Consider the following 12,856-nt stretch of genomic DNA (forward strand, 5'->3'; position numbering starts at 1 on the left):
GACGGCGTGTCCCGTGGCGGTGCCATGCCGGAGCCCGGCAGTGCTCCGGGCGGGCGTGCTATGCCGGACATAGGCGGTGTCCCGGGCGGGCACACCGTGCCGGATGCAGGCGGTATCCCAGACGGGCGTGCCATGCCGGACGCAGGCCGTATCCCAGGCGGGCACACCGTGCCGGACGCAGGCCGTATCCCAGACGGGCGTGCCATGCCGGACGCAGGCCGTATCCCAGACGGGCACACCGTGCCGGACGCAGGCCGTATCCCAGGCGGGCACACCGTGCCAGAAACAGGCGGTGTCCCCAGCGGGCGTCCCGCGCCGGACGGCGGCGATGTTCTCGGTGGCGAGGCCATCTCCGGCGGCGGTGCCTTCTCAGGTGGTGCAACGTCAGCGGGCGGTGCCACGCCGGGCAGTGGGAGCCTGGCGGGCGGTGAGGCCGCCTTCGGTGCCGCGCGTGGCGGCAGGCACTCGAGCGGTCCCGCTTACGACGAGCAAGCTCCGACGGCGGCCTTCGGGTCCGTCCCTGGGCCGGGAGCCGGCGATGCCTCCGGACAGCGCGGCCAACGCGCCGGCCTCGGACGGGCCGGCGACGGCTACAGCCCCGCGCAGCCCGGCGTCGCCCACGGTTACGGGCAGCCCGGCGGAGGCTTCGAGCCTGGGCCGGGAGTCGACGCCACCCCCGGACAAGCCGACGAAAACGCCGGCCCCGGACGAGGTACCGACGGCTACGGCGCTGGGCCACAGCCCGCTGCAGGCCTCGGTTTCGGACAGCCTGGCGAGGGCAGGGCTTCCGGACAGCCTGGCGAAGGCGGTGCTCTCGGGCAGCCTGGCAAAGGCGGTGCTCTCGGGCAGCCTGGCGAAGGCGGTGCTGTCGGGCAGGTCGGCGGAGGCCGTGGCCCTGGGCAGGGTGCCGGTGAGGGCCGTGGTGCTCGGCATGGGGCCGAGGGGCGGGCGCGGCCGGTCGTTACCGATCAGCAGGTGTGGCCGCCCGCACCCAAGGAGCCGGTCGGTGGTGCCACGCAGCCCATGCCCGCCGTCAGGGCGGGTGGCCCGCCGCCTCCCTACCGGCCAAGTGGCGCGGGGCAGGGCGGCGACCCGATGCGGCCCGGTGACCCGGCACAGCCCGGTGACCCAGGCACGCACGGCCCCTCGGCGCAGCCCGGTAGCCCAGGCACGCACGGCCCCTCGGCGCAGCCCGGCGGCCCAGGCGCGTACGATCTCTCGGCGCAGCCCGGTGGCCCGAACCCGCACGGCTTCGCGGCCTCGCACGCGCATGATCCCTCGGCGCCGTACGGCGGCCCCGGCCCGTACGGCCTCCCTGGGCAGGAGCCCGGGCCCGGACAGTACGGGCAATTCCGCGCGGACGGGCCGGGTGAGTCCCTGGGCAGGTCCGGGGGCCAGGATGGGCCGCCCTCCGGTGAGGCGGGCAGCGGCGGGGGCAGGTCGAAGCGTCGTACGGCGCTGGTGGCCGCCGCGGCCGCGCTGGCGTGCCTGCTGACAACGGCCGCGCACACCTACGACGGCCACCTCTTCTATGAGAAGGTCGCCGAGGAGGAGACCAAGGAGACGGTCGTCCCCGCGGGCCAGGCGGGCAAGGTGAACGGCATCGAGTGGCGGGCCGCCATGGAGCGCACGAAGCCGCCCGCCGGCAACACGCACGGCCCCGAGGTGACCTGGCTGAAGGTGGACATCACCAGGAAGGCCGTGGACGAGAAGAGCGCCACGATGGTGGCCGAGCCGCATGACGTCCAGGTGCAGGACCGCTCGGGCCGGATCTGGACGGTGCCGATCGAGCCGGTGGGCGACCGGCCGACCGACAAGCTGGTGGTCGGCAGGGAGTACAAGATCCAGGGCCTGGCGATCGTGCCGACGGCGGTCGCGGACGAGGTGGAGCTGTCGTTCCGGCCGAGCAACTACCGCTCGGACACCCCGATCGACGACCTGTTCACCCGCGAGGGCGCCGCGAAGCTGGTGCCGGACGTGGACGTGCTCCGCTTCAAGCGCCGCTGAACGCCGCCGCCCATACGGCCGGCAGCCCATGCCCGCTCATACGGGAGTCACGCCGGCCGCGCGGGAGCCGAGCCCGAGGCCGGCCTGGCGGCCGGTCAGATCTCGTCGAGGGGGCGGCCGGCGCGGCGGGCCCGGGTGGCGGCGATGTCGTACGTGGCCGCGAGCAGCGCCATGGTGAGCACGGTCACCACCATCTCGCGCACGAACGCGACCGGCTGGACCTGGTAGATGCCGACCCACTCGTCACGGGTGCCGATGAGCATCATGATCCCGCGCTGGGCGTACTGGCCGCCGACGGCGAGCACCGAGTAGCACAGGCACATCATGCCGAAGAGCGGCAGCCCACCATTGAAGATCATCCGGAGGGAGTTGGCGAGCGGCACCCAGCGGTCGCGGAAGCCGCCGGTGAGCCGGTCGAACGACTTCTGTGTGAGGTCGTGGCTGCTCTCCAGCTTGTCGAGGCCGCGCTCCAGGCGGGTGCCCCGCAGGAGGGTGCGGGTCTCGTCGGAGTAGACGCCGAAGACCAGCATGGCGACGGTGAGCCAGGCGAGCGGCACGGCCACGCCCTCGAGGACGAGCGGCCACACCTCGCCGAACCAATCGGTGATGTCCGCCCACAGCGGCACGCCCTCCTTGGCCTGGGTGAGCAGTTCCTCGGTGCCGGCGACGGCTCTGCGGTGCTGGATCCACTCCGAGCGGGCGTCGCCGAAGGCGACGGTGGCGTTCAGGCCGTAGAAGACGAAGGCGAACTCGGAGAAGGCGGCGAGGAAGCCGTAGAACCTGCCTCGGCCCTGTTCGACGAACTTGGCGAAGAGCCACTTGAGCCCGAACATGACGGCCATGGCGCCGAGCGAGACCCGCCAGTCGAGGTCGACGAGCCCGCGCCCGACGTCGCTCTCCTCGCCGAACCAGGACGCCTCGGTCTGCTCGAAGTAGTGATGGAAGATGTCCATCTGGTAGACGTCTCTGGCGTCCTCGGTCTGGAAGCCCCAGGCCAGGTAGAGCACCGCGAAGGTGGGGGCGACGCGGTCGAGGGTGCGGAAGAGCGGTTCGTCGCGTACGCCTTCGTCGGCCCTGGCGCGCATCTCCCACAGGGCGCCGCGCAGCGCGTGCAGCATGCCGGTCGTGACGGTCATCGCGGCGAGCACGATGAGCGTGAGCAGGGTCATGACGCCGACGTAGCGCAGCTGCTTGAAGTCTCCGTACGGGACCTCGCTGGCCGCGTAGAGCAGCACGAACCGGAGGAGCTCGCCCGCGGCGAACCAGAGGATCAGCGGCAGCGCGCACTTGCCCGCCAGGCGAAGGGCGTGCAGGGGCAGTGAGTACGGCGACGGCATCTCCTGAGCCGGCGTGGGCCCTGGTTGCGGGGGCGCCGTCACACCTGTCGAACCGGACATCTGTGGAATCGTAGCGTTCTGTCCCTTGTGACGCAGCCGCAACCCTCGAAAGCGCTCCGCAATCAAGCACCAGGTGAACGGCCACTTTGCCGCGAAGGGACCCAGGGCATGCGAAAGGGCCCGCGTCCGGAGAGCCGGACGCGGGCCCTGACGTGTCGCCTGTCAGACGGCCACGGCGAGCTGGGCGACCTCGCCCAGCTTGGCCTGGACCTTGACGTCGCGGGTGACGCCACCGCCCGCGATGATGCGGACGGTCCAGTCGCCCGGCGCGGCGAAGAAGCGGAAGATGCCGTCGTCGGAGACCACGACCTCGCCGGTGAACTCACCGGTGTGGTCGAGCAGCCGCGCGTACGCGGTGCCGGCGCCGGTCACGACGCCCTGGATGACGGCCTGGTTGGACAGATCGATACCAGCGGGCAGCGTCACGGTCTGCTCCGGCGCCCCGCAACCCTGTGCGGTCATCAGCGGGCCTCCCCCAACTCGATCGGCACGCCCACGAGCGAGCCGTACTCGGTCCACGAACCGTCGTAGTTCTTGACGTTGGGCTGCTCGAGCAGCTCGTGCAGCACGAACCAGGTGTGCGCCGACCGCTCGCCGATGCGGCAGTAGGCGATGGTGTCCTTGCCGAAGTCGACCCCGGCCTCCTGGTAGAGGGCGCGCAGCTCCTCGTCGGACTTGAAGGTGCCGTCGTCGTTGGCCGCCTTGGACCACGGGATGTTGCGGGCGGTCGGCACGTGGCCGGCGCGCTGCGCCTGCTCCTGCGGCAGGTGGGCCGGGGCGAGCAGCTTGCCGGTGAACTCGTCGGGCGAGCGCACGTCGACGAGGTTGAGCTTGCCGATCGCCGCCACGACGTCGTCGCGGAAGGCGCGGATGTTGGTGTCCTGCTCCTTGGCGACGTACTGCGTCTTGGGCCGCTGCGGCACCTCGGTCACCAGCTCGCGGGAGTCGAGCTCCCACTTCTTGCGGCCGCCGTCGAGCAGCTTGACGTTCTCGTGGCCGTAGAGCTTGAAGTACCAGTAGGCGTAGGCGGCGAACCAGTTGTTGTTGCCGCCGTAGAGGACGACGGTGTCGTCGTTGGAGATGCCCCGGTCGGACAGCAGCGCCTCGAACCCCGTCTTGTCGACGAAGTCGCGGCGCACCGGGTCCTGCAGATCGTTGCGCCAGTCGACCTTGACCGCGCCACGGATGTGGCCCTTGTCGTAGGCGCTGACGTCTTCGTCGACCTCGACGATGACGACCCCGGGCGTGTCGAGGTTGGCTTCGACCCAGTCGGCGTCCACCAGGGCGGCGGAGCGGCTCATTGAGATACCTCCATGTTGGCGGCGGGCAGTAGTCGGCGAATGAGCAGGTACATCGCGCAGCCAAGGCAGATACCGAAGGCTGCGATGAGGAAAGCGGCGAGGAGAGCCGCAGCCGTGGCCGTGTGGGCCATCGGCATGATTCCGGAGGCGGATCCGGCCACGCCCGCGACCGCGACGACAGGCCCGATCTCCGGCGAGAGCCGGGGCGAGCCTTGCGTCTTGCGGTCTTTCCGCTCCTTCAGCGCACTAGCGGCGAGCGCCGAGCCGAGCATCGCGTACGGCCTGCGCGAGAACGCGCCCAGCATGCGGTCGAGCACCCGGACGGCGAGCAGCCGACGGCTCTCGGTGACCGGGTGGGGGACGACCAGGGTGGTTGCCGCGCCGGGGCGCAGCGCTCTGGGATAGGCACGCATCGCGGGATGCTCCCTGAAGGGTCGATTTGGGGCGGATGGTGGATCCGCGCGAGATCGTCCTCAGGCAGCGCGACAGAGCGCGGTGGCGACGCGGCAGAAGTCGACCGCGCGCCGCTTCGTGAGCAGCTCTGTCGATGGGTTCATGAGCAAGACACTACTCGGCGTCTCGTCATCTGTCACATCTCGTCCGGTTAGTGAGACAGCGTGTGAGACGCCTCACGTTCCCGGGTCGGGTACGGCCAGCGCGAGCGCGGCCAGCACCTCGTGCTTTCGCGGCAGGCCGGACGCCCTTTTGACCACTGCTCCCTCCGGGTCGAGCACCAGCACCGTGGGGGTGCCGGTGATCTCAAGACGGCGTACGAGATCGAGCCGCGACTCGGCGTCCACCTCGATGTGACGCACGCCCGGCACCAGCGCGCTGACGTCGGCGAGGACCCGCCTGGTGGCCCGGCACGGCTGGCAGAACGCCGTCGAGAAGTGCACCAGCGTCGCCCGCTCGCCCAGGCTCTCCGCCCCCAGCTCCCCCGCCGACAGCCGCTCCCGCTCAGACCTGTGCTCCGCGCCGGCGTGGCGGCTGCGGTCGTCGCGGCGCAGGTGGATCACCTCGTTTCAGCGTGCCCGGCGCCGGTGCCCCGCCGGCGCCGCCCATCCGGTCGTCCACCCCGGTGCAACCGCGCACGCCCGCGTTTCCTTCCCCACCCGAAGACGCGGGCGTGCGCGATCACTTCCTCACCGGGACTTCGACCAGCACCGTGCCCGCCTCGTCCACGATCTCGAACCGGGCGATCTCCTCCATCGTCATCGACGTCCGCCGCGGGAAGACGGTCTTGTCGCGGTAGGTGTCGGGGCCGATCGTCCAGCTCTCTGTGGCCTCGCGCCGCCCGTCGTCGCCGACCGCGACCAGGGAGCAGGTGGTGCCGACCGGGATGCCGGTGACGCGCACGCCCAGCTCGGTGCCGCCGTCGCCGGGCAGGGCCTGGACCGTGGCGCCGTAGCCGCCGGCCCTGTTGGAGCCGCTGAACTCGCGGCCCTCCATGGCCTTGCGCTGCTCAGCCGGTGACGACGCGCTCTCCTCGGCCCGCTCGGGTGCCGGCGTGGCGGCCTGCCCGTACGGCTGCGCGGGCTCGGGGGAGCGCGAAGGGCTGGGCCGTACGGGAGCCTGCTCGGCCGAACTCGGCATGCGGGAGTCGCGTTCGGCGGCCCCTGACTCGGGCGCGCCCTGGTCGGCGAGTACCCGCGGCGCGGCGTCATCGGGCCCGGCGGACCGCTCGGACTGCGCCACCGGGTGGGCGGCGGTCGTCTCGGCCGCCTGGCGGGTCTGGATCGCCGTCCAGACCGTGCCGCCCACCACCAGCACCGCCGCGCACGCCGCGACCGCGGTCAGGATCCGGCCGCGGCGCGACCGCTTGGCGCGGTCGTTCAGCAGCCGGTCGAGCACTTGACGCGGGGGGCTGCTCACCACCTCCACGTCGCGCTCGGACACCTTACCGAGGAACGTCGTCACCCCCGCGAGCTCCTCCAGCTCGGCGCCGCACGCCTCGCAGGTGGCCAGGTGGTGGTCGATCTCCAGCGCTTCCTCCGGATCGAGCGCGCCCAGGGCGTGCGCGCCGAGCGCGATCCGGACCTCCTCGCAGGTCATCACGGTGCGAGCCCCCGTTCTTCGAGCGCCAGCTTCAGGGCGCGCAACGCGTAGTACGTACGGGACTTGACCGTGCCCGGCGGAATGCCCAGCGTCGCCGACGCCTCCTTCACCGATCGCCCCCGGTAGTAGACCTCCAGCAGCACGTCGCGGTGCTCGGGCCGCAGCGCGGCGAGCGCCTCGGCCACCGCCCACGACTCGACCGCGCGCTCGAGCTCGTCGTCGGCCGGCAGGACAGAAAGCGCCTCGTCGCCGGTCTCCGGCGGCCTGGCCTTCCTGGCGCGGTGCTGGTCCACGACGAGGTTACGGGCCACCGTGAACAGCCACGCCCTGATCGGCCGGCCGGACATGGCCTCGGGATGTCGCCAGGCCCGTAGCAGGGTCTCCTGGACGACGTCCTCGGCCCTGCCGGAGTCGCCGGTCAAACGCAGGACGTAGCCGTAGAGCGGCCCAGCGTGCTCGTCGAAGAGGGTCCTCACGAGTTCCTCGTCGGCGGTGTCCGCTGCTGTCACGTCCTCATCACGTACGCGAGGACGCGACGGTTCACGCTCATCCACGGATCGGCACGTTCGTCGCTTCCGCCGAGAGCCTGAGCCCGCCCGGCACGCTCTCGACCTCGGTCACCTTCACGTCGAAGGGCAGCTTTCCCTTGAACGGGATCGTGTAGGAGACCATGCGGGCGACCTCGTCGGGCACGCCCTCGATCTTCTCCGCCTGGACCCTGATGCCTCCGTCCGCCAGCTCGACCCGCATCTCGGCGTTGAACTTCACCTTGTTGACCCCCACCGTCACCTCGCCCGACGCGGTGAGCCTGCCGCCGTTGCCGCCGATCTTGACGCCCTGGGGCGCGAACTTGTCGATGGTCGCCCTGCTGATCGTGCCGGTGACGGCGACGCGCCCGGCCCTGATGTCGGGGCGGTTCTGCAGGATCTCGGCCAGCGGGGCCGTCACGTCGTACGCCGCCCCGTGCAGATTTCTGATCGGCACCCCACCGTAGGTGAACGTGCCGAGATCGAACTCGACTTCGGGATAGTGGCCCGAGAACGCCTGGGTGAGAAAGGGGATGCCCTTAATGGTCACCGTAGGGGTGCCGGACAGATCGGCGGAGGCGGCGATCCTGTTGGCGAGGTCGCGCTCGACTCCGGCAACCGCGACCCTGTCGGCTGCGACAAGGAGAATGATGAGCACGATCAGTGAAACGATCAGCTTGCGCATGGGGCTCCTTGTCGTGAGCGGGGGTCAAGAGCCTACCGATCCGGTTTGACTCATTCCCGGGACGAGCACGCGTTCACCTGCGGATCAGCCGCCGGCGAAGGGCGGCAGCACCTCGACGGTCGCACCCTCGGCGAGTATCACCTGATCGTGGGCGCGCTTGCCCACGGGAGAGCCGTCCACCAGGAAAGAGCAGCGGCGGACCACGCGCGCCAGTTCGGCACGATTCTGTGTGATTTTCGTCATCAGTTCACCAAGAGTGACCGCGTCGAACGGCTCTTCCGCGACGCCCGCGGCATCCTTGGCCGCCGCCCAATAACGTATTTTTCCTGTGGCCATGCCTGCCTCACAATCGTTTCAGCCTTATTGTGCGTCGCCCTTAACAAGCTTGTTTCAGGAGACGCGCTGTTCACCTGCTGGACGCGCAATGGACGCGACTTAGTCGTGGGATATCCTCACCTACAGGACTCGGGCGACGTAGCCCCCGGGTCCTTGTGTGTTTGAGGAGGCCGTAATGAGCAACCTGCTCCTGCTGACCAACGCCCTCGAGCCGTCCTCCGAGGTGCTTCCGGCGCTGGGGTTGCTGCTCCACTCGGTTCGCGTCGCGCCCGCCGAGGCCTCCGCGCTCATCGACACGCCGCCGGCGGACGCCGTTCTCGTGGACGCCCGCAAGGAGCTCGTGCAGGCCAAGAGCCTGTGCCGGCTGATCCGCACCACCGGCATCGACTGCCCGCTCCTGGTCGTCGTCACCGAAGGCGGGCTGGCCGCGATGACCGCCGAATGGGGCGTTGACGACGTGCTGCTCGACAGCGCGGGCCCGGCCGAGGTGGAGGCGCGGCTGCGCATGGCCACCGGCCGCATCTCGCAGCAGGCGGCCGAGGAGGTGCCCGACGAGATCCGCAGCGGCGACCTGTCGATCGACGAGGCCACCTACACCGCGCGGCTGCGCGGGCGCGTGCTCGACCTCACGTTCAAGGAGTTCGAGCTGCTGAAATACCTCGCCCAGCACCCCGGCAGGGTCTTCACCCGCGCCCAGCTGCTGCAGGAGGTGTGGGGCTACGACTACTTCGGCGGCACCAGGACGGTCGACGTCCACGTCCGGCGGCTGCGTGCCAAGCTGGGCACCGAGTACGAGTCGCTCATCGGAACGGTCCGCAACGTCGGCTACCGCTTCGTGCCCGACCGCGCCGAGAACGACAAGGCCGAATCCGCCAGCGTCTGATCCCCGACGACCCGATTGACAGCGGCAGCGTGCTGTCGTCAACTGATGTGACAGGTCGTCGCGCAGGCTGTTGATGCCTGTCATGTCGGGGACACCGCCGTCCCACCCGGGGTGGTGTCACGGTGGTTCTGTTCAAGGCGCTGGTCGACGAGGGTGCCCGCCCGCATGTCTTCCACCGTAACGAGACGATGTGCTCGCCGTTGCGGCCCGCCCACTGCGTTTACCTGATCGATTACGGCTACGCCCGCGAGTACATCCCGGCCGGCGAGCGCGAGGTCGTCCACGACCTGCGCGGCGACGGCGATCTCGTCGGCGAGCTGGCCTTCTGGAGCCCCGCCGACCGGGTCAAGGTGGACGCGCTCACCGAGGTCCGCGCCTGGCCCATCGACCTGCGCCGGCTGCGCGATCAGGCCGCGGCGGCCCCTGCCGTGGCGACCGCGCTGGTGCAGGAGCTGTTCGCGCGGAATCTCGCCGCCCGCAGGCACGAGGCGCTGGCCCGCGCGCCGGTCGCCGCCCGGCTCGCCGTCTGGCTGCTGCACCTGGACGAGCGCTACGGGCTCGCATCGGAGTCCGCGCCGCCGCTGTCCATGGAGACGCTCGCCGACCTGGTGGGCAGCTCGCCCGACGTGGTGCAGCGCCAGCTCACCCAGTGGGTGCAGCGGGGCTGGCTGGTCAGGCCCGGCTACCGGCGTCTGCACATCGCCGACCCGGTCGCGCTGCGGGCCGCCGCGGGCAGCTGGGAGCACCTGTCGGCGCCCTGGCAGAGGCGGGTGACGCCGTTCCTCACCCGGCCGGGCGGTCCGGAGCCGGGCAGTCAGATCCCCGTACGCGAGATGCCCAAGCCGCGCCAGCTCCCCGCCGACGTGCCCGACTTCACCGGCCGCCAGCAGAGCCTCGACCTGCTGACCGAATGGCTCGACCGGCCCCGGCGCCCCAACACGATGGTCGTGCAGGGCCTGCCGGGCGTCGGCAAGACCGCGCTGGTGACCCGCTGGGCGCACCTGCACGCCGACCGGTTCCCCGACGGGCAGATCTTCATCGACCTGCGCGGTCAGTCGCCGAGCCAGCCGCCGATGCCCGTCGCCGAGGCGCTCGGGCAGATCCTGCGCTCGCTCGGCGTCGGCGAGCACATGCCGGCGTCGGACGAGGCAGAGCTGATGCTGCTGTATCGCAGCAGGATCGCCGGGCGGCGGCTGCTGCTCGTCCTCGACAACGCCGCCGACGCCGCCCAGGTGCGCGCGCTGCTGCCGGGCAGCAAGGACTGCGTGGTGCTGGTGACCAGCAGGACGCGGATGGGGCCGCTGCGCGCCACCGGCCACGCCGACCTGCTGGACCTGCAGGTGCTCGACCCCGGCAACGCGGTGGCGCTGCTGGTCGCGGTGCTGGGCGAGGACTCGCCCCAGGCGGCCGACAGGGACGCGCTGGCCGAGCTGGCGCGGGTGTGCTTCTACCATCCGTTCGCGCTGCGGATCTCGGCCGCCAAGCTCGCCGAGAACCCCGGGCTGAGCGTGCGCGGGCGGGTCGAGGAGCTGCGCAGGCCCGACCGGCTGCTGGTGGGCGACCCGGAGGAGGCGTTCAGGTCGGCGCTCGACCTCGCGTACGAGTCGCTGAGCCCGGCGCAGCGGCGCGCCTTCCACCACGTGGGGCTGCTGCCAGGACGCGACTTCACGCCCGAGGTGCTGGCAGCGGCGCTCGGCGTACCGGTGGAGGAGGCGGTCGCCGCGCTGGCGGGGCTGCACCGGGCGTACCTGGTCGAGCCGCTGCCCGGGTCGCGCTACCGGGTGCACGACCTGGTCAAGCGGCTTGCGAGGGAGCTGGGCAGGCACGCCGAGGCGGGCGTACGCGAGGCCAGGGCGCGGCTGCTCGACCACTACCTGGCGGTGGCCTCCGACCCGGAGACGCCCGGCGAGTGGTTCGAGGCCGAGCGGCGCTCGCTGGTCTCGGCCGTGCGGATGGCCGGGGAGAGCGGCGCGCACGGCATGGCGTGGCGGCTGGCGGCGGCGGTGTTCGAGCCGTTCAGGCGGCTGCGCTACTACGAGAACAACCTGGAGGTGCAGCAGGGCGGGCTGGCCTCGGCCATGCAGGTGAGCAACCGCCGGGCGATCGCGCTCATGCGCGGCAACCTCGGCTCCATCCACCGCGACATCGGGCCGTCCACGCTGGCCGCCAGGTTCATCGGGGAGGCGCTGGCCGACCACGTCGCGCTCGGCGACCGCGAGGGCCAGGCGCGGGCGCTCAACGAGCTGGCCGAGGTGCACGGCATCGCCGGCAACAGCGAGCAGGCGCTGCGCCACGCCGCCGAAGCGCTCGCCCTGTACGAGGAGATCGGCGACCGGTCGGGGGTGGCGAAGTGCCTGCACACGCTCTCCCGGCTGCACCTGTCGCAGGAGCGCTACGAGCCGGCGCTCCAGTACGCGGGGGAGGCCCTCGACGTACGCGAGGAGCTGGGCGACCGGCGCGGCACCGCGCAGAGCCTGATCATCCTGGCGACCGTGCAGCGCAACCTGGGCGAGCCGAACGCCGCCCTGTCTGAGGGCCTGGAGGCGCTGTCGATCTGCCACGACTTGGGCGACGAACACGCCGAAGCCGAGACGCTGCTGTGCCTGGCCGAGATCTACGACCTGCTGCGGCTGCCGCACGACGCCAGGCGCGACGCCGAACGCGCCCTGGCCGGTTACACGGCGACCGGCGACCAGTACGGCTGCGGCCGCGCCCTGTGCGCGCTCGGCCGCATCGCACGCAACGGCTCACGCTACGACGAGGCGCTGTCCTACTACGAGCAGGCCCTGGCCGTGCAGATCGAGCTGCACCACGAGCAGGGCAGGGCCGAGACGCTCGGCGACATCGGGCTCGTCCACTGGCGGCTCGCCGACTACCGGCGCGCCGACGACTACCTCAACCAGGCGCTGGCCATCAGCAGGATGATCAGGGACGAGCCGGTCGAGGCGCGCATGCTCAACCGTCTCGCGCGGGTGCGGCGGCGGCAGGGCAGGCCGCAGGTGGCGTTCACGTACGCGCTGGAGGCCCTCGACATCGTGCAGGGCAAGGGCATCCGGCGGGCCGAGGCCGACGTGCAGGAGACACTCGCGTACACCTATCTGTCGCTGGGGCTGCACCGGTACGCGCTGCGCGCGGCCAAGTCGGCGCTGGCGATCAGGGAGGAGCTGCGCGACAACCGGGCGAGCGCGCTGCTGTCGGTGGCGCAGGCGCTGCACGCGGCCGGGCGGCCCGCCGCTGCGCTCAGCCCGGCGCGGGAGGCCGTCGAGTTGCAGCACGAGAGCGGTACGCGCGACCGCTGGGCGGCGGCACTGACCACGCTCGCCATGATCCTGCTCGACCTCGACCGGGTGGAGGAGGCGCTGCCGTACGCCCGCCAGGCCAGGGACGTGCACCAGGAGTGCGGCACGCGGCGCGACCTGGGCTGCGCGGCGCGGGCGCTCGGCCTCATCGCCGCCCGGATGGGGCGGCAGGAGGAGACGGTCAGGCATCTGAAGGAGGCCGTGCACACGCTCGAAGAGGTGGGCGACCTGGTGGAGGCGCGGCAAGCCGCTGAGGAGCTCCGGCTGTACGCGTGACACGCCTCGTGCCCTGCGCCTCCGGCGACTCGGGTTCGGCGACTCGGGTTCTGCGCCTCCACCACCTCAGGCCCAGCACCTTCGCCACCT

At 71.6% G+C, this 12,856-nt stretch carries 14 protein-coding genes; 3 read left to right on the forward strand and 11 right to left on the reverse strand.

The features are described from left to right. Positions 1–384: 384 nt before the first annotated feature. Positions 385–933 (reverse strand): hypothetical protein, encoded by a 549-nt coding sequence (locus WBK31_RS32615; protein WP_364062967.1) that lies wholly within the window; start codon positions 931–933, stop codon positions 385–387. Positions 934–1,461: 528 nt separating this feature from the next. Between WBK31_RS32615 and WBK31_RS32620 the strand changes: the two genes are divergently transcribed. Then, positions 1,462–2,007 carry a hypothetical protein gene (locus WBK31_RS32620; RefSeq protein WP_364062964.1) on the forward strand — a complete coding sequence of 182 codons (546 nt, stop codon included), beginning with the start codon at positions 1,462–1,464 and terminating at the stop codon, positions 2,005–2,007. Positions 2,008–2,102: 95 nt separating this feature from the next. Here the strand turns inward: WBK31_RS32620 and WBK31_RS32625 are convergent, their stop codons facing one another. From WBK31_RS32625 to WBK31_RS32670, 10 genes are all read right to left on the reverse strand, one after another. Further along, positions 2,103–3,404 carry a hypothetical protein gene (locus WBK31_RS32625; protein WP_364062961.1) on the reverse strand — a complete coding sequence of 434 codons (1,302 nt, stop codon included), beginning with the start codon at positions 3,402–3,404 and terminating at the stop codon, positions 2,103–2,105. Between the two features lie 162 nt (positions 3,405–3,566). Further along, positions 3,567–3,866, reverse strand: a complete 300-nt coding sequence (locus WBK31_RS32630; RefSeq protein WP_364062958.1) for a DUF1416 domain-containing protein — start codon at positions 3,864–3,866, stop codon at positions 3,567–3,569. Continuing rightward, positions 3,866–4,705 (reverse strand): sulfurtransferase, encoded by an 840-nt coding sequence (locus WBK31_RS32635; protein WP_364062955.1) that lies wholly within the window; start codon positions 4,703–4,705, stop codon positions 3,866–3,868. Before WBK31_RS32635 ends, WBK31_RS32630 begins: the two co-directional genes overlap by 1 nt. Further along, on the reverse strand, positions 4,702–5,118 hold the full coding sequence (locus WBK31_RS32640) for a DUF4395 family protein (protein ID WP_378786054.1): 417 nt from the start codon (positions 5,116–5,118) through the stop codon (positions 4,702–4,704). The genes WBK31_RS32635 and WBK31_RS32640 overlap by 4 nt, the downstream gene beginning before the upstream one ends. A 60-nt stretch (positions 5,119–5,178) precedes the next feature. Beyond that, on the reverse strand, positions 5,179–5,262 hold the full coding sequence (locus WBK31_RS32645; protein WP_350668905.1) for a putative leader peptide: 84 nt from the start codon (positions 5,260–5,262) through the stop codon (positions 5,179–5,181). 72 nt (positions 5,263–5,334) lie between these two features. After that, complete coding sequence (locus tag WBK31_RS32650) at positions 5,335–5,712, reverse strand: thioredoxin family protein (RefSeq protein WP_406675547.1); 378 nt, start codon at positions 5,710–5,712, stop codon at positions 5,335–5,337. A gap of 127 nt (positions 5,713–5,839) precedes the next feature. Next, complete coding sequence (locus tag WBK31_RS32655) at positions 5,840–6,757, reverse strand: zf-HC2 domain-containing protein (RefSeq protein ID WP_364063265.1); 918 nt, start codon at positions 6,755–6,757, stop codon at positions 5,840–5,842. Continuing rightward, positions 6,757–7,269: a sigma-70 family RNA polymerase sigma factor gene (locus tag WBK31_RS32660; RefSeq protein ID WP_364062949.1), complete on the reverse strand. Its 513-nt coding sequence runs from the start codon at positions 7,267–7,269 to the stop codon at positions 6,757–6,759. The genes WBK31_RS32655 and WBK31_RS32660 overlap by 1 nt, the downstream gene beginning before the upstream one ends. Before the next feature lie 37 nt (positions 7,270–7,306). Further along, positions 7,307–7,972, reverse strand: a complete 666-nt coding sequence (locus WBK31_RS32665) for a DUF2993 domain-containing protein (RefSeq protein WP_364062946.1) — start codon at positions 7,970–7,972, stop codon at positions 7,307–7,309. A gap of 84 nt (positions 7,973–8,056) precedes the next feature. Next, on the reverse strand, positions 8,057–8,308 hold the full coding sequence (locus WBK31_RS32670) for a MoaD/ThiS family protein (RefSeq protein WP_406673641.1): 252 nt from the start codon (positions 8,306–8,308) through the stop codon (positions 8,057–8,059). Between the two features lie 175 nt (positions 8,309–8,483). Between WBK31_RS32670 and WBK31_RS32675 the strand changes: the two genes are divergently transcribed. Together WBK31_RS32675 and WBK31_RS32680 are read left to right on the forward strand one after the other, a co-directional pair. Then, complete coding sequence (locus tag WBK31_RS32675; protein ID WP_364062940.1) at positions 8,484–9,191, forward strand: response regulator transcription factor; 708 nt, start codon at positions 8,484–8,486, stop codon at positions 9,189–9,191. 122 nt (positions 9,192–9,313) lie between these two features. Further along, the gene (locus WBK31_RS32680) at positions 9,314–12,766 is read left to right on the forward strand and encodes a tetratricopeptide repeat protein (RefSeq protein WP_406673642.1); all 3,453 of its coding nucleotides are present in this window, start codon (positions 9,314–9,316) and stop codon (positions 12,764–12,766) included. Positions 12,767–12,856: the final 90 nt, after the last annotated feature.

It is taken from the genome of Nonomuraea sp. N2-4H, from assembly GCF_045291505.1.
GTDB lineage: Bacteria > Actinomycetota > Actinomycetes > Streptosporangiales > Streptosporangiaceae > Nonomuraea > Nonomuraea fastidiosa.

What these genes read in the sequence shown, in the direction of transcription:
- WBK31_RS32615 (WP_364062967.1), bottom strand. Translation starts at nt 933, where the DNA reads ATGCCGAGCACCACGGCCCTCACCGGCACCCTGCCCAGGGCCACGGCC.
- WBK31_RS32625 (WP_364062961.1), bottom strand. Translation starts at nt 3,404, where the DNA reads ATGTCCGGTTCGACAGGTGTGACGGCGCCCCCGCAACCAGGGCCCACG.
- WBK31_RS32630 (WP_364062958.1), bottom strand. Translation starts at nt 3,866, where the DNA reads ATGACCGCACAGGGTTGCGGGGCGCCGGAGCAGACCGTGACGCTGCCC.
- WBK31_RS32635 (WP_364062955.1), bottom strand. Translation starts at nt 4,705, where the DNA reads ATGAGCCGCTCCGCCGCCCTGGTGGACGCCGACTGGGTCGAAGCCAAC.
- WBK31_RS32640 (WP_378786054.1), bottom strand. Translation starts at nt 5,118, where the DNA reads ATGCGTGCCTATCCCAGAGCGCTGCGCCCCGGCGCGGCAACCACCCTG.
- WBK31_RS32645 (WP_350668905.1), bottom strand. Translation starts at nt 5,262, where the DNA reads ATGAACCCATCGACAGAGCTGCTCACGAAGCGGCGCGCGGTCGACTTC.
- WBK31_RS32655 (WP_364063265.1), bottom strand. Translation starts at nt 6,757, where the DNA reads ATGACCTGCGAGGAGGTCCGGATCGCGCTCGGCGCGCACGCCCTGGGC.
- WBK31_RS32665 (WP_364062946.1), bottom strand. Translation starts at nt 7,972, where the DNA reads ATGCGCAAGCTGATCGTTTCACTGATCGTGCTCATCATTCTCCTTGTC.
- WBK31_RS32670 (WP_406673641.1), bottom strand. Translation starts at nt 8,308, where the DNA reads ATGGCCACAGGAAAAATACGTTATTGGGCGGCGGCCAAGGATGCCGCG.
- WBK31_RS32675 (WP_364062940.1), top strand. Translation starts at nt 8,484, where the DNA reads ATGAGCAACCTGCTCCTGCTGACCAACGCCCTCGAGCCGTCCTCCGAG.